The organism is Actinophytocola algeriensis, assembly GCF_014203735.1.
GTDB classification, from domain to species: domain Bacteria; phylum Actinomycetota; class Actinomycetes; order Mycobacteriales; family Pseudonocardiaceae; genus Actinophytocola; species Actinophytocola algeriensis.
The window spans coordinates 807732-829248 of record NZ_JACHJQ010000003.1 but is presented as its reverse complement, the minus strand read 5'-3'; the positions used below and the strand labels follow the sequence as shown (position 1 = coordinate 829248).

Sequence of the window (21517 nt, the reverse complement as noted above, 5' to 3'; positions counted from 1 at the left end):
ATGACCACAGCGGACGAGGGCGACAACAACCCCGGCGCAGAGGCGGACCTGGGTCCGTTCGTTCAGCGGATCTTGCTGGGTGCCCGGCTGCGCGCCGCCCGCGAGTCGATCGAGCTGAGCAGCACCGAGGCGACCAAGGCCCTCGGCTGGTACGCAGGCAAGCTGTCCAAGATCGAGCAGGGCGACGTCCCGACGAGCGACAAGGATCTGGCGGCGGCGATCCGCGCGTTCAAGATCGGCCCGAAGGAGGCCGGCGAGCTGCAACGGCTCGCGAGCCTCGCCCGCCGCAAGCTCCCGCCGAGTCGCGTCGCCGAGTGGGCAGCCAAGTACGTGCACCTCGTCGCGGCGGCCCGCGAGCTGAAGCTGTGGAACGCGGACGCGTTCCCAGGCACGGTGCAGACGGCCGACTACGCCCGTGCCCAGCTTGAACGCGTGGTCACCGTGCGGCCGGCCGACGTCGAGCCGATGGCACAGGACCGCGCGAAGCGAGTCGAGCGCCTGCGTGCGCCAGGTGCTCCGCGGCTGTGGCTCGTCGTCGGCGAGGAGGCGCTGCACCGCTCCATCGGCGGCCCCGAGACGCTGCGCGGGCAGCTCGAACAGGTCCGCGACCTCGCCGAGCTAGAGAACGTGTCCGTCCAGGTGATGCCGTTCAGCGCGGGAGCGCACGCGTCACACGGCGTGTCCTTCTCCATCGTCAACCTGATGGAAGGCCGACCGGGCCTCGTCTACGTGGCCGGACTGACCACGTCCGACTACCTCGGCCGCGAGCACCAGCGGGTATATGACCTGGTCTTCGACAAGCTACGAGCCGACGCGCTCAGCCCTCAGGGGACAATCGAGCTGATCAACCGTCGGATCGCAGAGCTGTAGGAGTACCACCGATGCAGTCACCCGCCCCAATGCCTGACAACGCACAGTGGCGAAAGAGCACGAGGAGTGACCAGGGAGAGAACTGCGTGGAGTTGTGGCGCAGCTCCGACCAGGCCGCCGTACGCGACTCGAAGAACGCGGCTGGCTCCGCGCTGAACCTGCCGACATCCGCGCTGGACTCTCTCCTAGAGATCGTGACGAAGTAGCAGCGCGGCGCGAGAAGCCCCCGGAACCGGTCCCGGGGGCTTGCGGTTCGGCGCGTAATCAGACTCAACTCCTTCACTCCCTGCGCAGGTCCCCGCGTGGGGTGCATCCACGGCCCTAGTTCACAGTCGGCGCGCGAGCCGACGAAGACAGGCCGCCCGTGTAACACCTGCCACTCTGTCACGACAGATCATCTGACCTGCAAAGACTGTCGTGACAGCCGAGTGACACGTTCGCAGGTGTCGCCTTCCACTCTCTATGTCACTGGAGGCATCACAGAGCAAGGCTGAACCATCTTCATCGGAGGGCTCCAGATGGCCCTAATGCCACCGGCTGCTGCAGACTGTGCGCCGCCTATTGGAACTGCGCGCACGGGCGAACTCGCGCCCGGCGTCCAACATTCATCCTCGAACGAGCCTAAGGAGCCTTGTGAGCACCCTCGGTAGTTTCATCTGGTCGATCGCCGACCAGCTTCGAGGTCCCTACCGCCCCAACCAGTACGGCAACGTGATCCTCCCACTCACGATCCTGCGCCGCCTCGACTGCATCCTTGAGCCCGACCGTGAGACGGTGCGCAATCTGGCGGCGAAGTACGACAATCCGAACCGGCTCAGGATCGAGATCAAGAAGGCGACCGGCAGGCCGTTCTACAACACCTCGAACTACTCCTTCGCCAACCTGCTGGCTGACGCCGACGGGCTGGCGGACAACCTGACCGACTACATCGACCGGTTCTCGCCCGATGTCGACGTGTTCGAGTACTTCGACTTCAGAAATGAGATCCTCGCCCTGGAGAAGGCAGCGCTCCTGCGCGAAGTCATCACGTCTTTCAAGGCCGTCAACCTGCATCCGGACGCCGTCTCCAACGCCGATATGGGCGATGCGTTTGAGTACATCATCCGCAAGTTCAATGAGGCCGCGAACGAGACTTCCGGTGACCATTACACGCCGCGAGACGCGATCCGGCTGCTAGTCGATCTGCTCTTCGCCGAGAAGAACGTCGACCTGACCGAGGCCGGCATCGTCCGCACGCTGTACGACCCCACTGCCGGCACTGGCGGCATGCTCGCCTTGGCCGAGGAGCACCTGCTCGGGCAGAACCCCGACGCGAAGCTGAACCTGTACGGCCAGGAGTACAACCCCCAGTCGTATGCGATCTGCAAGTCCGACCTGCTGGCCAAGGGCCACGACGCGACCAACATCGCCTTCGGCAACACCCTGACCGATGACGCGTTCAAGGGCCGCCAGTTCGACTTCTGCATGTCCAACCCGCCATACGGCGTCGACTGGAAGCAATACGCGAAGGCGGTCACGAAAGAGCGCGACGAAGCGGGCCCTTACGGCCGGTTCGCTCCCGGCCTCCCGGCAACTTCGGATGGGCAGATGCTCTTCCTGCTCCACCTGGTCCACAAGATGCGGGCGCCGGAGGACGGCGGCGGCCGCGTCGGGATCGTGATGAACGGCTCGCCGCTCTTCAATGGAGGCGCCGAGTCTGGGCCCTCCAATATCCGCAAGTGGCTGCTGGAGAACGACCTGGTCGATGCCATCGTCGCGCTACCGACGAACATGTTCTTCAACACCGGCATTGCCACCTACATCTGGATCCTCGACAACACCAAGCACCCCGATCGCAAAGGCTTGGTCCAGCTCATCGACGGCACCTCGTTCTGGACCAAGATGCGCAAGAGTCTCGGGTCGAAGAATCGTGAGCTCAGCGAGGCGGACCGGGCCAATGTGGTGAAGTTGTATGCCGACTTCCTCGATGCCGACCCCGACTACTCCAAGGTGCTGCGCAACGACGCGTTCGGCTACTGGGCCATCACCATCGAGCGTCCGCTGCTCGATGGATCCGGCAGCCCTGTGGTCGACCGCAAGGGCAAGCCCAAGCCGGATACGAAGAAGCGTGACACCGAGAACGTCCCGTTCACCTACGGCGGCTCGACCGCCGGCCCTGCCTGCAAGGTCGAGGTCATCCAGGCGTATTTCGACGCCGAGGTGAAGCCGCACGTCCCCGACGCCTGGATCGACTGGGCCAAGGTCAAGATGGGCTACGAGATCCCCTTCACCCGCCAGTTCTACAAGTACGTCCCACCGCGTCCCCTCGCCGAGATCGATGCCGACCTGGAGAAGCAGGTCGTCAAGATCCTCGACCTCCTGCAGGAGGTCGAGGACTGATGCAGTCCTACGCCGAGATGACGACAGCAAACTCCCCGTGGCTGGACGAGGTGCCAGCACATTGGGACCTCAGTCGTTTCCGCTATGAGGCGGTGATCAACGGCGGACAGGTCGATCCTCGCGAAGAGCCTTGGAGCGGGATGACACTGATCGCTCCTAACCACATCGAGAGCAACACAGGACGGATCGTCAGCGTCGAAACGGCAGACGAGCAGGGCGCCGATAGCGGTAAATATCTTGTCAAGCAGGGCCAAATCGTGTATTCGAAAATTCGACCCGCGCTGAATAAGGCGGTGATCGCTGAGACGCAAGCGCTATGCAGCGCGGATATGTACGCGATGTCATTCAGTGACAGGGTCGAGCCCCGATTCGCGCTCTACTACCTTTTGGCGCGGCCGTTCCACACGTTTGCGACGATCATCTCGACGCGCGTCAAGATGCCAAAGGTCAACCGCGAGGAGTTGGCCGATGCACCGTGGCTGGTTCCCCCGCTGGACGAGCAGCGGGCCATCGCCGATTACCTCGACCGCGAGACCGCGCGCATCGACACGCTCATCGAGGAGCAGCAGCGCCTGATCGAGATGCTCCGCGAGCGCCGTCGTGTGCTGGCGACCCGCGCCGTCTGCTTCGGGGTGGACGAGGATGTCGAACTCCGCGACAGTGGTGACCCTGTGGTCGGTCTGGTACCGCGCCATTGGACGGTCAAGGCCGTCCGATACTGGCTGGAGAGTCTCGACGGACGACGCATCCCACTGAGCGGCGAGGAGCGTGCCGACCGTCGCGGTGACTTCGATTACTACGGAGCATCCGGAGTGATCGATCGGGTCAACGACTACTTGTTCGATGAACCGCTCGTGTTGGTCTCTGAGGACGGCGCCAATCTCTTGATGCGCTCCACGCCGATAGCCTTTGCTGCCAAGGGGCGCTATTGGGTGAACAACCACGCCCACGTCCTTCGCCCCCTGAGCGATGGTGACGTCGACTTCTGGGCCCAGCGACTGGAGGCGCTCGATGTCACTACCGTCGTTTCTGGAGCGGCGCAGCCCAAGTTGACCGCCGGAGCACTGATGGGGCTCCGGGTTTCTGCACCCGACGACGTCGACGAGCAGCGAAGGATCGCTGCGTATCTGGCTAAGCAGACCTCGAAGATTGACACGCTAATCACAGAGTCGGAACTGTTCGTTGAACTATCACGCGAGCGGCGGGCAGCGCTGATCACGGCGGCGGTGACGGGGCAGATCGACGTACGGGAGATGTTGTGACGGCGGACCACCACGAGGGTGTCTTCGAGACCGAAATTTGCGAGTACCTGTCCGGCCATGGGTGGCTCTACTCAGCCGATGACTCCGGATACGACCGGGAGCGAGCACTCGTTCCAGAGGATCTGTTCGCCTGGCTAGAGGAGACCCAGCAGGCAGCCTACGAGAAGGCGTTAAAGGCCGCGGGGTCGGTGGCGAAGTTCCTCGACGTGCTGACCACGGCGCTCGACAAACCTCTTGAACATGGCGGCGGGACGTTGAACATCCTGCGCAACGGGGTGCAGTACATCGGTGGTGGCCGCTTGAAGATGGCACAGTTCCGTCCCGAAACCAGCCTGAATGCGACGACCAACGAGCAGTACGCGGCGATGCGAGTGCGGGTGATGCGGCAAGTACACTTCTCCACCGCTGACCAGCGCAGCATCGACCTGGTCCTCTTCGTCAACGGGCTCCCGGTCGCCACCGTGGAGCTGAAGACCGACTTCACCCAGTCGCTGGACCAGGCGATCAACCAGTACCGAAAGAACCGGCACCCGCTGACCAACGGGCGGCCGGAGCCGCTGCTGTCGTTCGGGCACCGGGCTTTGGTGCACTTTGCCGTCTCCAACGATCTGGCCGCCATGACCACTCGACTCGAAGGCGATACAACGCACTTCCTGCCGTTCAACATGGGCCACGACAGTGGCGAGGGAAACCCACCGGGTAAGGATGGGCGGTCGGCGACGGCGTACTTGTGGGAGCGAGTCTGGGAGAGACATGCCTGGCTCAACATCATCGGCCGGCTGATGATCGTGGAGACCAAGGAGGAATGGAACGTCGCCACCGGCACGTCGGTGCGGCATACGAGCATGCTCTTCCCACGCTTCCACCAGTGGGAGGCCGTGACAAACATCGTGGCTGCGGTGCGCGAGGAGGGCGTGGGTCAGCGCTACCTGATCGAGCACTCGGCGGGCTCGGGGAAGACGAATACCATCGCCTGGACCGCGCACCGGCTGGCGCGGCTGCACGTGAACGACAAGAAGCTTTTCGACTCGGTAATCGTGGTCGTGGACCGCACTGTGCTCGACGGACAGCTCCAGGAGGCGATCCGTCAGATCGACGGGTCGGGAAAGATCGTGGCCACGATCAGCCCGGAGGACGTGCGCAAGTCGGGGGCCAAGTCGAAGTCCGGGCTGCTGGCGACCGCGTTGAAGGCCGGGGAACTAATCATCGCGGTGACGGTGCAGACCTTCCCGTTCGCACTCGACGAGATCCGGGCCGACAAGGGTCTGAAGGGTAAGCGGTTCGCAGTGATCGCCGACGAGGCGCACTCCTCACAGTCTGGACAAACCTCTTCGAAGCTCAAGGCCGTGCTGACCGCGGAGGAGGTCAAGGAGATCGAGGAGGGCGGTGAGATCGACGCCGAGACGATCCTGGCCTCGGAGATGACCGAACGGGCCGAGTCAAAGAACATCTCCTACTTTGCATTCACCGCGACGCCGAAGAACAAGACGTTGGAACTCTTCGGCCGCAAGGGGCCTGACGGCAAGCCTGTCGAGTTCCACCTCTACTCGATGCGGCAGGCCATCGAGGAGGGCTACATCCTCGATGTGCTCAAGGGCTACCAGACCTACGACACCGCGCTAAAGATCGCCGGACAGGCCGAAAGCAGCGACGGTAGTGAGGTGGTGGAGGAGGCCGCAGCGAGGAAAGGGCTGATGCGGTGGGTGAAGCTGCACCCGACCAACATCAGCCAGAAGGTGCAGATCATCGTCGAGCACTTCCATGTCAACGTCGCCCGTCTGCTGGAAGGCAAGGCGAAGGCGATGGTCGTGACCGACTCTCGTAAGGCCGCGGTGAAGTACAAGAAGGCGATTGACGCCTACATCGCCAAACGCGCCGCCAAGGACGCCTCGTACAACTACCGCACCCTGGTCGCCTTCTCCGGCTCAGTGACGATGGCTGAGGACGAGGAGTGGGCCTCGGACTGGGGGCCGCACCCGGGCAAGGACGACGAGTTCACCGAGGCCAACCTGAACCCCGGTGCCGGCTCGGACCTGGCCGCCGCCTTCAAGGGCGAGACGTACAAGATCATGCTGGTCGCCAACAAGTTTCAGACAGGGTTCGACCAGCCGCTGCTCTCGGCAATGTACGTCGACAAGAAGCTCTCCGGGGTCACTGCCGTGCAGACGCTCTCCCGGCTCAACCGCACCCATCGCACTGCGGGCGGCGAGCAGAAGCGCAAGACGTTCGTCATCGATTTCGTGAACAAGCCCGAGGACATCCGGAGCGCGTTCGAGCCTTACTTCACCAACGCCACCCTCGAGACCGAGACCGACCCGTACGTCGTCGTCCACCTCACCAACAAGCTCGCCCAGGCGGGGATCTACACGCCTGAGCAGGTGCGTGAGGTTGCCGGACTGTGGGTCGGCCGTAAAGGCAACAACGCGCTCTCCGCCGCGATCAGTCCGGCCAAGAACGAGTTCGCCCGCCGCTACGCGGCTGCGATCGAGGCCGACGACAGGGTCACTCTCACCACCCTCGACCTGTTCCGCAAGGACGTCTCCACCTATGTCCGGCTCTACGACTTCATGAGCCAGATCATCGACTACGGCGACCCGTACATGGAGATGCTGTCGATCTTCCTGCGACTTCTGGAGAAGGTCATCGCAGACTCGTCGTGGGCCGCGGAAGTCGACCTCTCCGACGTGGTCCTGGTCGGCGTCAAGCACACCAAGGGGACCGCGGTCGACATCTCGCTGACCGGCGACGGTGAACTGAAGGGGATCGGCGCAGCGGGCACCGGGGCGCGAAAGGAACCGAAGTACGTCGCGCTCCAAGTCGTCATCGACAAGATGAACGATCTCTTCGGCGCCGAATCGTTCACAGCGTCGCAGGTCCGGGAGTTCGTGCAGGGCCTGGTGCAGCGACTGCTCGCCTACCCGGACCTAGTCAACCAGACCAAGGTGAACTCGAAGAAGCAGTTCATGGAATCACAGGACTTTCAAACCGCGGTCACTGAAGCAGTCGTCGAGAACCAGGAAGCCCACAACACCATGGCCGACTACTTCTTCAGCGACGGCCCCGCTGTCAGCGCCGTCATCATGGCGCTCGCGGACGCCTTCTACGAGGCCGCGATCGGCCAGGGAACGGACGAGTGAGCATGTAGGGCGGTACCGTCGAGCAGCCACAAACCGCAACGCCATCGTCACCGGCGGACGAGGTTCGTCGGTGACCTCTGCTGATGGTTCAGCTTCTTTTGGGTCTCAGTTCGGGTCTCAGTTCCGTTCGATCCGGCAGGGTTCCAAACGGATGCCACGCTCGCGTTGACCTGCCGAAACGACGTGACTGAACCCCTCTGGACGAGTCGAAGCGGAATTGGAAATCGTGTTGGGTGTTAAAGCCCTCGCGGGTTCAAATCCCGCATCCTCCGCCAGGCGATGGGTGGCGTGTGCCCACGGAGAGCGTGGGCCTCGTCGCCTGGCCATCCTCTTGGGGGTGCAACCCCCAAGCCCCGCCCGGCTGGGCTTCGCCCCCCGGACCCCCGCGTTTGGTGCCGCTGATCTCTCGCGTCGCCGCTCGACTTCGGTGCTCCGCGCGCTCGGCTCGCTTCGCTTCGCCTTCGTGGGTGACCCCCGTCGGAGAGTTCTGCCCTCAGCTCGGGCTGCTCGCTTCTTGTCGCTCGCGGTTTCTCGCCCGGTTTCTCTTGACCTTTCGCTGTGCGTCCTCCTGGTCCTCTTCCGGTTCTCGTCCGGTCGAGCCGTTTCTTTTTCTCGTCTCGCTCTCGGCTCGCTTCCCACTCGCCTGCTCGTCCCGCTGCGCCTTCCTGTTGTATGTCCCCGTTGCGTCTCCACTCTGCCTTTCCGGCTGCACCTTCCCAGCTTTCCCGCGCCTTGCTGTTGGCGCTCGTCCTTGGCCTGACTCCTTGCCGCTTTGGGTATCTGGCTGGGTTTCCGCTGCTCTCGGTTCGTGGTTGGTCGTTGTCTCTCGTGTGTTTGTCAGGCTTCCTGTTGTTTGTGCTCGTCTACTTGCTTCGGTTGCTGGCTTGGGAGGCTCTGCTCTGGTTTGCGGTTCGGTTGACTTCTAATCTACCTCTGGGAGGGGTTTCGTCTAAGCGTTTGGTTTGGTGTGGTCGAGCGAGAGTCCCATTCGCTCGGGTGGGCGGGGGCCGCACATGCGAGAGCGCCGGCCACCAAGGTGGCCGGCGCTCTCGCGATCTTTGTTCAGTCCTCTTCCGGGCGGGCGTGGTCTGCCTGGCCTGGGGTCGGATCGCGATCCAGGTTGATCAGTGGGTGCCGCTCCGCCCCCTCCGGCGCCGCGTGCCTCCCCTGCCTCTGCTCAGGTTGCTGCTGGTCGGGCATGACGTCCTCCTCGTTTCTCCCACGTCAGCCCAGGCAGTATCGCTCATTCCGCGAGGCTCAGCCGCACCACCTGCGGGTCGTGATCGCTGGCCTGGTTCGCGAACTCCGCGTTGACGTGCACGACGTCGTAGTCCAGCCCCGCGATCCGGCCGCCGACCAGCACGTGGTCCAGCGTTTGCGAGTTTCCTTCATAGATGTAGCTGTACCGCTCGTCCCTCGGCAGCAGGTTGATCAGGTCCAGCAGCGGCGGCGACAGCTCATCGAGGGCCTGCGAGAACTGGAAATCGTTCAAACCGCCCAGAACGACCGTATTGGCCCGGCGTGGCAGCTCCTTCACGAACTCGCGGACCTCCTTCGCCTGCGCGAGCCGCTGCGTCTCGCTCGACCGCGTCGGGGGCTGGTGCCGCCCGTAGAGAGGCTCATCGCCGCCCTTGGAGTTGAAGTGGTTCGCCACCACGAACACCGTGCGCCCGCGGAACGTGAACTCGCCCGCCAGCGGCTTGCGGCTGTCCGCCCACGCCTCGCTCCCCGGGTCGATCCGGCCCGGTGACACCGACAGGTGCCCGTCGACCACCTCGACCGGCGTGGTCGCGTCGCCGCCGGGCCGGTCCACGAACGACACCCGCGACGGGTCGAACAGGAACGCGACCCGGATGTTGCCGCCCGGCTGGCCGCCATCGGCACCGTCCACCGGGTCGATCTGCCGCCACTCGTACCTCGGCCCGCCCGCCGCGACGACCGCGTCGACGAACCGCCGCAGCGTCTGCCCGGCCGTCACGACCTGGTCGTCCGTGGCGCCGTTGTCGTCCTGGATCTCCTCGAGCGACAGGATGTCCGGGCTCGCCAGGTGGTCGACCACACCCTGCGCGAGCCGCTGGAACTTCGAGGCCGGGTCCGTCGGCGACAGGTTCTCCACGTTGTACGTGCCGACCGCCAGCTCACCGTCCCGCTGGCGGCGCGTGACCTCCGGCCGCAACCCGCCCGGCTGGAGCTCCCCGATCGCCGTCGCCTGGATGACGTACCCGCCGAACTCGTCGTAGTCGAGCGGCCCGGACGTCTCACCCGCGAGCGTGTCCCGCACGTTGGCCTGCGGGAACGGGTGCTGCGAGAACGGGATCAGCGACTCGACCTTGATCCGGCCGGTGTTGTCCGCGCGGTAGCCCCAGTACAGCACCCCGCCGCGCGCGGTCCGGTTCTCGCGCGGCCTGCTGGTCAGCCACACCTCGTTGTACTGCGTCGTCGGGCCGACCACCGGCGCGTCGTCGAGCCGCACCCGCATGCCCTCGAGCGACTCGTAGTAGTCCAGCGCGTACCGGCGCGGCCGCAGCGGCGTGCGCTCGATGTCGCCGTTCGCGGTGAGGTCGCGCGGCACGTCCAGCACCTCGGCGTCCGGCAGCGCGTGCCCGCTCGACTCGACCGTCCACGTGGCACGCACCAGCTCGGTCGTCGACTGGTGCACGGCGGTGTCCGGCGGGCCGTCCGGGTAGTACTCGTCGACCGTCCCAGCCACCGAAACCTGGTCACCCACCGCAACCGTCGGCGACACCGAACCGGTGAAGACCAGCAGACCTTCGCTGGTCGCTGAACTACTGTCCGGAGTCGGATCCTGAATCCAGAACCCGCGCGCCGAGCCGAACGCCCGCACCGCGGTGACGATCCCCCGGACCTCGGACACCTGCTGCCCGTCGTACGGCGACAGTCTCGTCGTGCCCTGGATGTCGTGAATCCGCAGGTCATCCGCTACCGCGTGCGCCGCGGGTGGCGCACACAGCGCCAGGGCGGTCGCCCCGACCAGAACCAACCCTTCTCGCCTCACCAATCCGCCTTCCGTTCCTGAACCCCCGAGTTCGGGACACGGGGCATACTCCCCTGATCGGGTGAACGAGAGAAGGGTTCACGAGCACACTCGGTGCGGACGCACACGCCCCGCCGCCTCTGTGCAGACCGCCGCGAGCCGTCCGGTATCGTTCCCGTCGGTAGCGTGTCCGAGCGGCCGAAGGAGCGCGCCTCGAAAGCGCGTGAGGGTTCACGCCCTCCGTGGGTTCAAATCCCACCGCTACCGCTCTGAACAAGCGTGATGCCGGGTACATCGATCTTCGATGTACCCGGCATCACGCTTTGGACATACCCTGGCGTTCTCACGCGGCCTCAATTGATGGTTACTCTTTCGCGGGTAAAATACGCCTGAATGACGTAATCAGGGTGGTTGTTTTCTCCCTTATCCTGGTGTGGACCGCCTGTCGTGCCGGCTCACCGGCAGGCGGTCGCGCTTTCCTCAGAGCGCGGGGAGGAGTGTGGAATCCATGGTTACAGATTACCTCTCTTTCCGGCCGTGGGTGATTGCCGGGATCACGGCGCTGACAGTTGCCGCCATATTGATGGCACTTCTCGGAAATGGCGGACCGCGGGTCGCGGCAACTGTCGTCGCCATTGTGTGCGCGGCCGGGGTCGTCGGCGCGTTCCTCGTCGAGTCCCGGGCGGCCCGGCTGGCCGCGCGGGACTGCGGTCAGCTGGTCACGCGGTACTGCGACTTCGTGGTGGGCAACGAGTCCGCTGCCCGGCAGGGGTTGCTGGCCTCCGTGGAGATCTGGCACCAGAAGGTGCACATCCTGCCCAACGGCGACGTGCGCGAGATCGTCGTGCTCGAGGCCGTCGCCGAACGGGACGAGTTGTATTTCATCAGGTTCCACCTCGGCAGCGAGTGGGACCAGCCGGAGAAGTACCGCCGGAATGTCCTGGTGAATGCCGACAACATCGAGATCGACGGGCGGTCGACCAGGCATTGGAGTATAACGAACTCGTGGCTCACAGCCGCCCGGCTGACATCGATAGTGCACTTTCATTCGCCAGTGCGCATGGGTCAGGTCATCCGAATGGAGATGACGCGTTTCTGGCCCGCCAAATGCCTGCCGCTCATGCGCCGCGGCGCGGCGGAACAGTTCGTCTTCCGCACCACCGATCTGCTGCGCATCCGGCACCTGGAATACCACGTCACGTTGCCGTCCGGCTTCGACGCCGTCTACGAGCCGGTCGGCTTCACACCGCCCGACCACCGGATGTCGGTCGACGGCTACACCGACGTCGGCGGGCGTCGCGTGTTCATCTGCCGGGTCACGGAGCTGCCGGAGCGGCTCACCGTGGGCATGCGCCTGGCACTGACCTGACCCGGTGCCGTCAGGTGCCGCCCCGCTGCGGTTCACCCGATGGGGTGGCGGAAACCCCCCGGCTTTTGTCGGTGCCCCTTGCTAGCTTCGCCGCCATGGAGTTCCCCCGGATCCAGCGACACGAAGCCGACGAGGTCGTCGCCTTCCTGACCGCCGAGGAGTGGCCGTTCCACACCGAGCCGAAGACCGACGGTGCCGCCGTGCACGCCCGGGTCGCCGGTGGGGCGTACGACGACGCCTTCTGGATCAGTGAAGGACCGGACCGGCTGGGGCTCGTCCGGTTACTGGACCTCGACGACGGGACTCCCCTGTTCGACTTACGTGTGCGTGCGTCGGCACGCGGGCGTGGGGCCGGGACCGCCGCGGTGCGGTGGCTGACCTCGCACGTCTTCACCAACCACGACACCAACCGGATCGAAGGGACGACACGGGAGGACAACCACGCCATGCGGCGGATCTTCACCAAGGCCGGGTACGCCAAGGAGGCCCATTACCGGGACGCCTGGCCGGGCCCTGATCGCTGGTACGCCTCGGTCGGCTACGCGATCCTGCGCCAGGACTGGCAGACCGGCACGGTGACGGCGGTCGACTGGTCCGGCTAGCCGGACCGGTGGGTGGCGAAGAACTCGTCCAGCAGCGCGGCGCACTCGTCGGCCAGCACCCCGCCCACCACCTCAGGGCGGTGTGTCAGCCTGCGGTCACGCACCACGTCCCACAAGGACCCGACCGCGCCCGTCTTCGGCTCCCACGCGCCGAACACGACGCGGGCGACGCGGGCGAGCACGAGCGCGCCCGCGCACATGGTGCACGGCTCGACCGTGACGACGAGCGTGCAGCCGGTGAGGCGCCAGCCGTCGCCGTGGCGGGCGGCCGCCTCGCGCAGCGCGAGGACCTCGGCATGTGCGGTGGGGTCGCCGAGGGCCTCGCGGGCGTTGCGGGCGGCGGCCAGCTCGGTGCCGTCCGGGGCGAGCACGAGCGCGCCGATCGGCACGTCGCCGCTCGCGGAGGCACCTCTCGCGACCTCGATGGCCGCGCGGACCAGGTCCTCGTCGGCGGCGAGGCGCGCGGGGCTCATCCGGTGGGCTCCGGGCTCGGTCCGGGGTGCGTTCCGGGGCTCGGTCCTGGGGTCGGTCCTGGGGTCACTGGGTGATGCTGTCCATGGTGTCGAGGAGCTTGCCCAGCTCGTCGGCGAAGCCACACCGCTGCGCGATCATCTGCAGCTGCTCGTCGGGGTAGAGGTCCACCTCGCCGATGATCACCTGCAGCTCGGCGGCGGGCAGGCCGATGTCGGCGAGGACGTCCAGCGCGCCCTCCGGCCAGACCTCGTCGTCGTCGTAGTCGGTGGGCGGGTCCACGCGCAGCAGGTCCAGCGCGTCCGCGGCGATGTCGTAGTCGAGTGCCGCGGCCGAGTCGGACAGCAGCAGCTGCACGCCGCCCGGGCTCGGGCGCACGATGAGGAAGAACTGGTCATCCACGTCGAACAGGCCGAACACCGCCCCGGTTGACCTGGTCTTGCGCAGCGCGGTGATCGCCGTGTCGAGCTCGGACAACGCCGCGCTCTCCATGGTCGTGCAACGCCACTTTCCTTCTTCGCGAACGACAGCGATCGCGAAGCCCGTAACCGGGTCCTGCTCGGACATGGTGGACACGGTATTCCTCAAGTTCGGCCGCAGGAAGAAGCAGTAGCCGGAGTGTTGCGCGATCATCAATGGATGACCACCGCGACGCTCTCCGACGACCCGAGGTTCACCGGCCTGTTCGAGGCCGCCCGTGCACTGCAGCCGAGGACGGTGTCGCTGCGCAGGCAGCTGCACAAACACCCGGAAGAGGGCCTCGACCTGCCGAAGACGCAGGCCGCGGTGCTGCACGCGCTCGAGGGCCTCGGCCTGCACATCAGCACCGGTGAGGCGTGCAGTTCGGTGATCGCGGTGATGAACGGCGAGAAGTCGGGGCCGACCGTGCTGCTGCGCGGCGACATGGACGCGCTGCCGTTGCGGGAGGACAGCGGCCTGGCGTTCGCGTCGGAGACCGACGGGTCGATGCACGCGTGCGGTCACGACACGCACACGGCGATGCTCGTGTCGGCCGCCCGGCTGCTGAACAGCAGGCGGGACGCGCTGGCGGGCAAGGTCGTGTTCATGTTCCAGCCAGGAGAGGAGGGTCAGCACGGCGCCAGGTACATGCTGGAGGAGGGCGTGCTGGAGGCGGGCGGTCGGCCGGTGGAGCAGGCGTTCGCGCTGCACATCACGTCGACGGCGCAGTCCGGGGTGGTGATGTGCCGCCCTGGTCCGATGATGGCGAGCGCCGACGCGTACACGGTGACGGTCACCGGCAAGGGTGGCCACGGCGCGATGCCCGACCGCGCGATCGACCCGGTGCCGGCCGCGGCGGCGATGGTCGGTGCGCTGCAGACCATGGTGACCCGCCGGTTCAGCGTCTTCGACCCCGCGGTGCTGACGGTCGGCCGGATCACGGCGGGCACGACGTCCAACATCATCCCGGAGACCGCCGAGCTGGAAGGCACCGTGCGCACGCTGTCCGACCAGACCCGCAAGCTCGTGCAGGCGGAGATCCCGAAGGTGTGCGGGCACATCGCGGCCGCGCACGGCTGCACGGCCACCTTCAAGATCAACACCGGTTACCCGCCCACGAACAACGACGGCACGGTCGCCGGCCGGGTCCTCGACCTGGCCAGCGTGGTGCTGGGCAGCAGGAACAGCGCGCTCATGCCGGAACCGCTGATGGCGTCCGAGGACTTCTCCTACGTGCTGCAGCAGGTCCCCGGCGCGCTGGCGTTCCTCGGCGCGTGCCCGCCGGGAGTGACCCCGGACGAGGCGGCCCCGAACCACTCGAACCGCGTTCACTTCGACGAGTCCGCGTTCGCCCACGGGGTGGCGCTGTACGCGGCGTTCGCGCTGGACGCACTGCGGTGAAGGATGGACACGTGCGACCTGTATGTGTGCTCGGCCTCGGCCTGATCGGTGGCTCGGTGCTGAAGGCGGCGACGAGAGCCGGCCGGGACGCGTTCGGCGCGACCACGGAGCCGGTGTCGGATCCGCGCGTCGAACCGAGCGTGGCCGCGGCGCTCGAGCGCGCCGCGGCGACCGACGCGCTGATCGTCGTGGCCGTGCCGCTGCCCGCCGTCGAGGACGTGCTGCGCGAAGTGGCGGCGCACGCCCCGGACTGCCTGCTCACCGACGTCGTGAGCGTGAAGCAGCCGGTGGCCGACGCGGTGGCGAGACGCCTCCCGGACACGCGGTACGCGGGCGGGCACCCGATGGCCGGCAAGTCGGCGTCGGGCTGGGCCGCTGCCACGGAGACGCTGTTCGACGGGGCCGCGTGGGTGGTCACGACCGACGAGGACACGCCGCAGGACGCGTGGCGGGCGGCCGTGGAGCTGGCGCTGGCGTGCGGCGCGCACGTGGTCCCGACCACGACCAGGGAGCACGACGCGGCGGTCGCCCGGATCTCGCACCTGCCGCACATCCTGGCCGCGGTGCTGGCGTCGACGGGCGCGGACGGCGGGTCATTGGCGCTGGCGCTGGCCGCGGGCTCCTTCCGCGACGGGACGAGGGTGATGTCGACGCGGCCGGAGCTGGTGCTCGCCATGTGCGAGGGGAACCGGGGCCCGCTGCTCGAGGCGGTGGACGAGGCGCTGGGCCGGCTGGGCGCGGCCCGGGGCGCGCTGGCGTCGACGGGTGGCCTGGCCGCCACGGTCCGGGCCGGTCACGAAGGCAGGCAGGCGCTCGAAGACCTGCGGAACGCGGACCAGGAGGAAATTCCGATCGACCTGACGGATCCGGAAGCCTTTGAAACTCTCCGTGACCTCGGCACGGCGGGCGGGCGGGTACTCCGTGTGGAAGGAGACACTGCGATTGGCGCACTTCCGGCCTAAACTCGAAGCACGTAACAGGATCGCTGGAGTCGCGAAGAACAACACATCCGGCGATTGCTACGGGTCAGCACGACCCGTAACATCGATAATTCGCCAGGTGACACATCGGCGGAGGGACGCGAGCAATGCACACGAGTTCCGAGGCGACGATGACAGAGGCCGAGCAGAACGAATCGGTAATCGATCAGTCACCGAAACGAGTCGTCGGAGATCGAGTTTATGTCTCGGTTCCCGGGCCGGTGCCGATGGTGCGCGTGAAAAAGCGGCGGTCAGCCAGGGTCTAGGACGAACTCGGCCGCTTTCTGCAGGCTGCCGATCAGTTCGTCGTAGTGCGCCGCCTTCAGGCGCTTGATGATGGAGACCTCCTCGGGATCGGGTTCCTTGCCGTCCTCGAGGTCGGTCACCAGATGCGTCGAGTTGAGCGTGATGGCGCCGATGGTCAGGATGTCGGCCGGTTCGCCGTTGATGTTCTTGTCGCTGCCGCTCGCGACCAGGAGCACCGGCGCCGCCACCACGCCCCGCCAGATCTGCGAGGTCGGTGAGGGCACGACGTTCGCCACCTGCCTGCTGCCCTGGAAGATGGCCTGCGCGGCGCTGAACGGCGTGTCGGCCGAGACGGGCACTTCGCGCCGCATCGACCACTCCTCACGGTGCGTGAACGCGGACGTGCCGACCATGCACAGTGAGTAGGACTCCCTGGTCGCCAGTGATTCGCGGGTCCGCAACCACAACGAGAGGCCGAAGTTCTCGCCGCCCGGTCCGCCGAGTTTCGTGTTCCGGTAGAGCGGGCTCAGGCGTTTGAGCACGTCGAGTGGGCCGCCGGGGGCGTTCAACGCCTGGTAGAGCCGGTCGTTGAAGGCGACGCCCGCCTCGCCGTAGGGCACCCAGTCGTCCGGGCCACAGCCGATCGCGGTGTAGCACATGTCGAGCGCGCGGCTGAGCCGCTCGTTGTACACCAGCGAACCGTCGGTCAGGTACCGGTCGGGTTCCACCGAGGCGAGCGCGAGGTCGGAGATCACCTGGTTGAGCTGCGAGTAGGACCGCAGGAAGATCGGCCGCAGGTTCAGCTTCTCCTCGAGGTACCGCGCCGACCCGATCGCGTACCGCGCGGACTCCTCGACCGACGCGCCGGCCTCCAGGCCAGGCACCACCAGCGCGAACCGCGGCGACGAGGACTTCGCGCTCTGGTACAGCGGGCCGATCAGGTTCGGGTCGGACATGCTCAGGCCGACGAAGATCGTGCAGGCGCCGTCGATGGTGTCGGATATCGCGGCGCGCACGCGGGAGCCGTACTTGAGGAACTGCGACTCGGTCAGGATTATCGGTTCCTCCGGGTCCTTCCCCTGCCGGACAAGGCCGTGGAGGTGCATGACCCCGATGTTCCCGTTCGTGCGGCCCCATTCCGCCCACGCGTCCACCTGGGAAATCGAATAGGAACCCACGCGGGAAATGTCGAAATACCCGTACAGCGCCTTTTCGATGATGTCGTCGAAGTTCGTGGTCAGTACTTTGACGTGGCTTCGGTGCGTGTAGATGAGGCGTGCCAGCGAGTTCGCGAGCTGACCTGGCACGACGGTGGCGTTCTTGTGGTACAGGGCGTCCCGGATCACCTCGTGGTCCTGCACGTTCACGTTGCCCTGTTTCACGAGGTTCAGGACGATCTCGGCTTTGCGCATGGGATCGGAGGAATCGCGCACGGCCATCCTCCGCAGGGCCTCGTCGTCGATGGCGCCTGCCATCTTGGTGATCAGCGAACGCCAGGATGGGAGGCTGGCGTTCATCGAGACCCCGGCCCCCAGTACGAGAACCAGCGGTAACCTGCCGCTCGCGACCGCCTCGAACAGATCCCGCAGGTAGGGCTGCGACTGAAATGAGAAGGTGTGCCCGTCAACGAAGGTACTGGGGTCGACAATGTTCGACATCAATTACCTCATCGTCCGGCGTACAGCAAACAATTCAGAATAACACCCGGACGCACCCGATGGCGGCGATGGCAGATTCTGTCACGTAACTGACCATCACATAACCGACCTGGGAAAGGGCGCACACAGTACGCCCACCTTCCACATATAGCGCAATGGGAGGCCTGCGGCAAGACCCGGGCAGTGCCACCGAATCACCGACCGAACCCGCTCGCCCGCACGCGAACCGCCCGTACCCAACCCCCACCCTGTCCCGGGGGCGTCCCGCCTTGCCAGTCTACCAGGTGGAGGTCACGATTCAAGGGGTGTGGGGCGAACTGTGGATAACTCGGTGCCCTGTGGACAACTCAGAGGCGCTGTGCGACGTCCGGGTATGTGACCGGGAGGCCGTCCTTGTCGACGGCGATGTCGGCGCTGCGGTGGGTGTCCGTGTAGTTGATGATCGCGCCGGTGTCGGTGATGGACACCGTGCGGTAGGTCTGGCGGACCAGGGTGATCGTGAGGTCCGGCATCGACACGTACAGGACCGGGAGTTCCACTTCCGCGGCCCTGCGGTGGAGGCCGAGGCGGCGGATGGGGAGCGCGGTGAAGGTGACCGAGCCCGCGACGTCCACGTCGACGGCACCTTCGAACTCGTCGCGGGCCGTCGCGCCGTTGCCGTCGTCGATCAGCCAGATCCCGTCTTCGGTGCGGCCGACCGAGATGGAGCGTTCGGTGTCGGCGGCCGTGGTGCGCAGCAGGCCGCGGCCGACGTCGCCGGAGCGGGCGGCCGTGAACTCGAACGACGCGCTGTAGGGCGTCTCGGTGGCGACGATGAGCCGCCCGGACGCGCGCAGTCTGCCATCGGACACGAACAGCCGGACCGACTCGAGGCTAGTCCGGTTCGTCCCCTGCCATGTCACGATGATCGGCTTGCGTGAGCCGGGCGGCGTCGTCGTCACTGCTGGCTGCTCGGCTTCTCCGGGATGGCGTCCTGGATCTTGTCCACGACCTTGTCCACCTGCTCGTCGTGGCCGAACTTGTTCTTGGCGAACTCGCCGGCCTTCTCCACGCCGGCCTCGATCTTGTCGCCATGCTGCTCGACGAGGTCCGCCGCCTTGTTCTTCAGGGCGTCGAAGTCAATCCCCACGACTGGCCCTCCTTCCACGCACTCGGTCCAACCTATACGGCTGTTGGTGGCCGCTTCCACAAAAGCGGCCACCAACCGAGGACCCTACGTCGCGCGGATCAGGCGCGCTTGCGGTGACGCTGGAACAGCAGGGCGCCGATGCCGGCACCGACGAGCACCACACCGATCATGATCGGCGCGAAGATCGACGCGCCGGTCTCGGCCAGGTCGTCGCTGGCGTTCTTCGGCTGCGGGGCCGGGGTGTCCGAGGTGGTCTCGGTCGTCGGCGCGGCCTCCGTGGTCGACGGCGGCACCTCGGTCGTCGAGCTCGGCGGCGTCGTGGGCGCCTCGGTCCACTTGCCACCCGCGGCCGCGACGATCTCGCTCTTCTCGGAGGTCGCCACGATCAGCGACTGCGTCTTCTTCGTCTTTCCGTACTGCTCGCCGACGAACAGGCGGCCGGTGTCGACGCCCGCCGTCGCGGTCAGCTCGAACGTGCCGTCGCCCGGCGCGGTGCCCGCGGGCACGTCCAGGTACAGCTGCGCGCCGTTCTTGATCTTCTCGGCGGTGAACTCGACGCCGTCGACGTCGGTGACCTTGACGCCCTCCGGCAGGTTCGTCGTCAGCTTCTCGATGTCACCGGTGGTGTTCACGGTGAACGGGCCAACGCGGGAGCCCGCCACGCCGGACAGGTCGTTCGGCGCGACCTGGAGGGCCGGGGTCGGCTGGTCGCCGATACCGACGTTCGCGTCACCGGTCAGGTAGTCGTACAGCGCGAGCACGTCCGCCTTGGAGTCGAACGGGCCCTTCGGCAGCGGGGTGTCCCGGTCGAGGTCGGTGCCGTCGCTGAAGTGCCACACCGCGGCCTGCGTCGCGGAGATGGCCTCCTTCTCGTCGATCCCGTTCTTGAGCGTCGCGCCCTGCTCGGTGAGGACCTCGGTGAGCTGCTCGGCGTCGACCACCGGGAAGCCGTTGTGCAGCACCCAGTTGATCTTGTCGCGGTTCTCGTGGAACGGGGAGTCCTCGTTCGGGTACTGGTCCCACGGCCGCTCGGTCATCTGGTGCTTGTTGTCGATGGGCGTCTCGATCTCGACGCAGTACATCTGAAGCTCTGTGCCGTCGGTGAGCTTGAAGCTGATCAGGCTCGCGTTGATGTCCGTGTTCTCGCCACCCACGTTGACGTGGTGGCCGTGGACGTAGTTCTCCGGGTCCACCTTGCCCGTGGCGGATTCGGCGCCGGCCGGGATGGCCGCCGTCATCATCAACGCAACTGAGGCGCCCGCGACCGCGGCTCCGGCGCGCGCGTACTTCAACCGACTGGCCATGACACTCCTTCTCGTCCGAACGACACTTGGCTCAGGCCTCTCACCCATCTCGGTGACAGGAGAGTCGATCAGGCGAGGGCGCACTCTACTCAGGGGTTGTAATTCCCCAACTACGGGGGGTGGCTATACCTTGTGCCGGGGCATACTTTCGCGACTTCCGGCAGCGGATTGTTTCGGCGGGATATCTGCCCGAGCACACGGTGTTCCGGCTATCGTCCTGGCTGTGACCGGATGGCAAGGGAATGACGGTGGTCAGGGCGGCTGGAACCCCCAGTCATTCGGACCCGATCCGGGGACGAACAAGTACGGCACCGACCCGTACGTGAACCAGTACGGCTCCGACCCGTACAACGATCCGTACGCCCAGGCCGACCCCTACGCCCAGTACCAGCAGCCCGGCTACCAGACCGGCGGCTTCCCGGCCCAGGGCTACCCGCCGACGGGCGGGTTCCCGGCGCAGGGCTACCCGCCACCACCACCGCCGAAGCGGTCCAAGCTGCCGATGATCCTGAGCCTCGTGGCCATCGTGATCATCATCGGCGCGGTCGTGGCCATCGTGCTGGTGAACCGCAAGGACACCCAGACCGCGGAGCCACAGCCGACGAGCACCTCGAAGGAGGACCCCGGGCCGTCGTCGAAGGAGTCCACGTCGTCGTCCGAGGAGCCGCCACCCACCACGGGCGGCACGCACGACGACTGGATCACCATCGACAACACCGCAGACGCCGGGCTGACCTACCAGGTGCCACCGGAGTGGAAGGAGTCCCCGGCCACCCGCGCGAGCGGCCTGGACGTGGACTTCACCGGGGACGCCGACTACGGCGTGTACGACTGCGGCGGCGCCAGCTACGTCCGCACGTTCGCCGCGAGCGGTGACGTGCAGGGCAAGAACGGCAAGGACCTCGACCTCGCGGCCACGGTGAGCGACTTCGCCAAGTCGTTCGCGACGACCTACTACGGTGCCGACGCCAAGGTGGACGCGCCCGCGCCGACCGAGGTCGCCGTCGGGGACAAGACCGCGATGACGCTGACCGCGACGGTCACGCCGAACACCACCAAGCCCGACTGCCAGGCGACGGCGGGCGAGGTCGGGATCGTGGGCGTGCTGCTCGAGTCGGAGGGCCAGCCCAACGGTGTCGCCATGCTGGTCGTGGTGAACGACCTGGACGGTGGCCCCGACGACCCGAAGCCGCTGGACGGCTCGGTGACGCAGGAGATCCTGAAGACGGTCAGCGCGGGCTGAAGGGCGCCTTCG

Annotated in this window: 17 protein-coding genes and 1 tRNA gene; 11 read left to right on the top strand and 7 right to left on the bottom strand. The window is 66.4% G+C overall.

What is annotated here, in order from left to right; translation table 11 throughout:
* From FHR82_RS16225 to FHR82_RS16205, 5 genes are all read left to right on the top strand, one after another.
* On the top strand, positions 1-870 hold the full coding sequence (locus FHR82_RS16225; RefSeq protein ID WP_184811198.1) for a helix-turn-helix domain-containing protein: 870 nt from the start codon (positions 1-3) through the stop codon (positions 868-870).
* A gap of 11 nt (positions 871-881) precedes the next feature.
* Complete coding sequence (locus FHR82_RS16220) at positions 882-1076, top strand: DUF397 domain-containing protein (RefSeq protein ID WP_311771105.1); 195 nt, start codon at positions 882-884, stop codon at positions 1074-1076.
* A 427-nt stretch (positions 1077-1503) separates the two neighbouring features.
* The gene (locus FHR82_RS16215) at positions 1504-3249 is read left to right on the top strand and encodes a type I restriction-modification system subunit M (RefSeq protein WP_184811196.1); all 1746 of its coding nucleotides are present in this window, start codon (positions 1504-1506) and stop codon (positions 3247-3249) included.
* Complete coding sequence (locus FHR82_RS16210) at positions 3249-4511, top strand: restriction endonuclease subunit S (RefSeq protein ID WP_184811195.1); 1263 nt, start codon at positions 3249-3251, stop codon at positions 4509-4511. Before FHR82_RS16215 ends, FHR82_RS16210 begins: the two co-directional genes overlap by 1 nt.
* A complete protein-coding gene (locus FHR82_RS16205; RefSeq protein WP_184811194.1) occupies positions 4508-7648 on the top strand; it encodes a type I restriction endonuclease subunit R in 3141 nt (1046 codons plus the stop codon). Before FHR82_RS16210 ends, FHR82_RS16205 begins: the two co-directional genes overlap by 4 nt.
* Before the next feature lie 1243 nt (positions 7649-8891).
* Here the strand turns inward: FHR82_RS16205 and FHR82_RS16200 are convergent.
* Positions 8892-10664, bottom strand: coding sequence for a DUF8508 domain-containing protein (locus FHR82_RS16200; RefSeq protein ID WP_221463798.1), 1773 nt, complete (start codon positions 10662-10664; stop codon positions 8892-8894).
* A 159-nt stretch (positions 10665-10823) separates the two neighbouring features.
* Here FHR82_RS16200 and FHR82_RS16195 point away from each other — a divergent pair.
* From FHR82_RS16195 to FHR82_RS16185, 3 genes are all read left to right on the top strand, one after another.
* A tRNA-Ser gene (locus FHR82_RS16195) sits at positions 10824-10910 on the top strand.
* A gap of 166 nt (positions 10911-11076) precedes the next feature.
* Positions 11077-12012 (top strand): hypothetical protein, encoded by a 936-nt coding sequence (locus FHR82_RS16190; protein ID WP_184811192.1) that lies wholly within the window; start codon positions 11077-11079, stop codon positions 12010-12012.
* A 95-nt stretch (positions 12013-12107) separates the two neighbouring features.
* On the top strand, positions 12108-12614 hold the full coding sequence (locus FHR82_RS16185; protein WP_184811191.1) for a GNAT family N-acetyltransferase: 507 nt from the start codon (positions 12108-12110) through the stop codon (positions 12612-12614).
* Here the strand turns inward: FHR82_RS16185 and FHR82_RS16180 are convergent.
* Complete coding sequence (locus FHR82_RS16180; protein ID WP_184811190.1) at positions 12611-13087, bottom strand: nucleoside deaminase; 477 nt, start codon at positions 13085-13087, stop codon at positions 12611-12613. The genes FHR82_RS16185 and FHR82_RS16180 overlap by 4 nt on opposite strands.
* Positions 13088-13151: 64 nt before the next feature.
* Positions 13152-13652: a tRNA adenosine deaminase-associated protein gene (locus FHR82_RS16175; protein ID WP_184811189.1), complete on the bottom strand. Its 501-nt coding sequence runs from the start codon at positions 13650-13652 to the stop codon at positions 13152-13154.
* A 72-nt stretch (positions 13653-13724) separates the two neighbouring features.
* Here FHR82_RS16175 and FHR82_RS16170 point away from each other — a divergent pair, with 72 nt between their 5' ends.
* Together FHR82_RS16170 and FHR82_RS16165 are read left to right on the top strand one after the other, a co-directional pair.
* The gene (locus FHR82_RS16170) at positions 13725-14945 is read left to right on the top strand and encodes a M20 metallopeptidase family protein (protein ID WP_184811188.1); all 1221 of its coding nucleotides are present in this window, start codon (positions 13725-13727) and stop codon (positions 14943-14945) included.
* A gap of 11 nt (positions 14946-14956) precedes the next feature.
* Entirely contained in the window at positions 14957-15907 is a 951-nt protein-coding gene (locus tag FHR82_RS16165) for a prephenate dehydrogenase (protein ID WP_184811187.1), read from the top strand.
* Positions 15908-16176: 269 nt separating this feature from the next.
* Here the strand turns inward: FHR82_RS16165 and FHR82_RS16160 are convergent, their stop codons facing one another.
* The 4 genes from FHR82_RS16160 to FHR82_RS16145 form a co-directional block, all read right to left on the bottom strand.
* A complete protein-coding gene (locus FHR82_RS16160) occupies positions 16177-17829 on the bottom strand; it encodes an SIR2 family protein (protein ID WP_184811186.1) in 1653 nt (550 codons plus the stop codon).
* 347 nt (positions 17830-18176) lie between these two features.
* On the bottom strand, positions 18177-18770 hold the full coding sequence (locus FHR82_RS16155; RefSeq protein WP_184811185.1) for a putative glycolipid-binding domain-containing protein: 594 nt from the start codon (positions 18768-18770) through the stop codon (positions 18177-18179).
* Positions 18767-18958: an antitoxin gene (locus FHR82_RS46110; RefSeq protein ID WP_184811184.1), complete on the bottom strand. Its 192-nt coding sequence runs from the start codon at positions 18956-18958 to the stop codon at positions 18767-18769. Before FHR82_RS46110 ends, FHR82_RS16155 begins: the two co-directional genes overlap by 4 nt.
* 98 nt (positions 18959-19056) lie before the next feature.
* Positions 19057-20262 carry a thioester domain-containing protein gene (locus FHR82_RS16145; RefSeq protein ID WP_184811183.1) on the bottom strand — a complete coding sequence of 402 codons (1206 nt, stop codon included), beginning with the start codon at positions 20260-20262 and terminating at the stop codon, positions 19057-19059.
* A gap of 223 nt (positions 20263-20485) precedes the next feature.
* On the opposite strand from FHR82_RS16145, the gene FHR82_RS16140 reads away from it, so the two are divergent.
* Positions 20486-21505 carry a DUF8017 domain-containing protein gene (locus FHR82_RS16140; RefSeq protein WP_184811182.1) on the top strand — a complete coding sequence of 340 codons (1020 nt, stop codon included), beginning with the start codon at positions 20486-20488 and terminating at the stop codon, positions 21503-21505.
* The last annotated feature ends 12 nt before the right edge of the window (positions 21506-21517 follow it).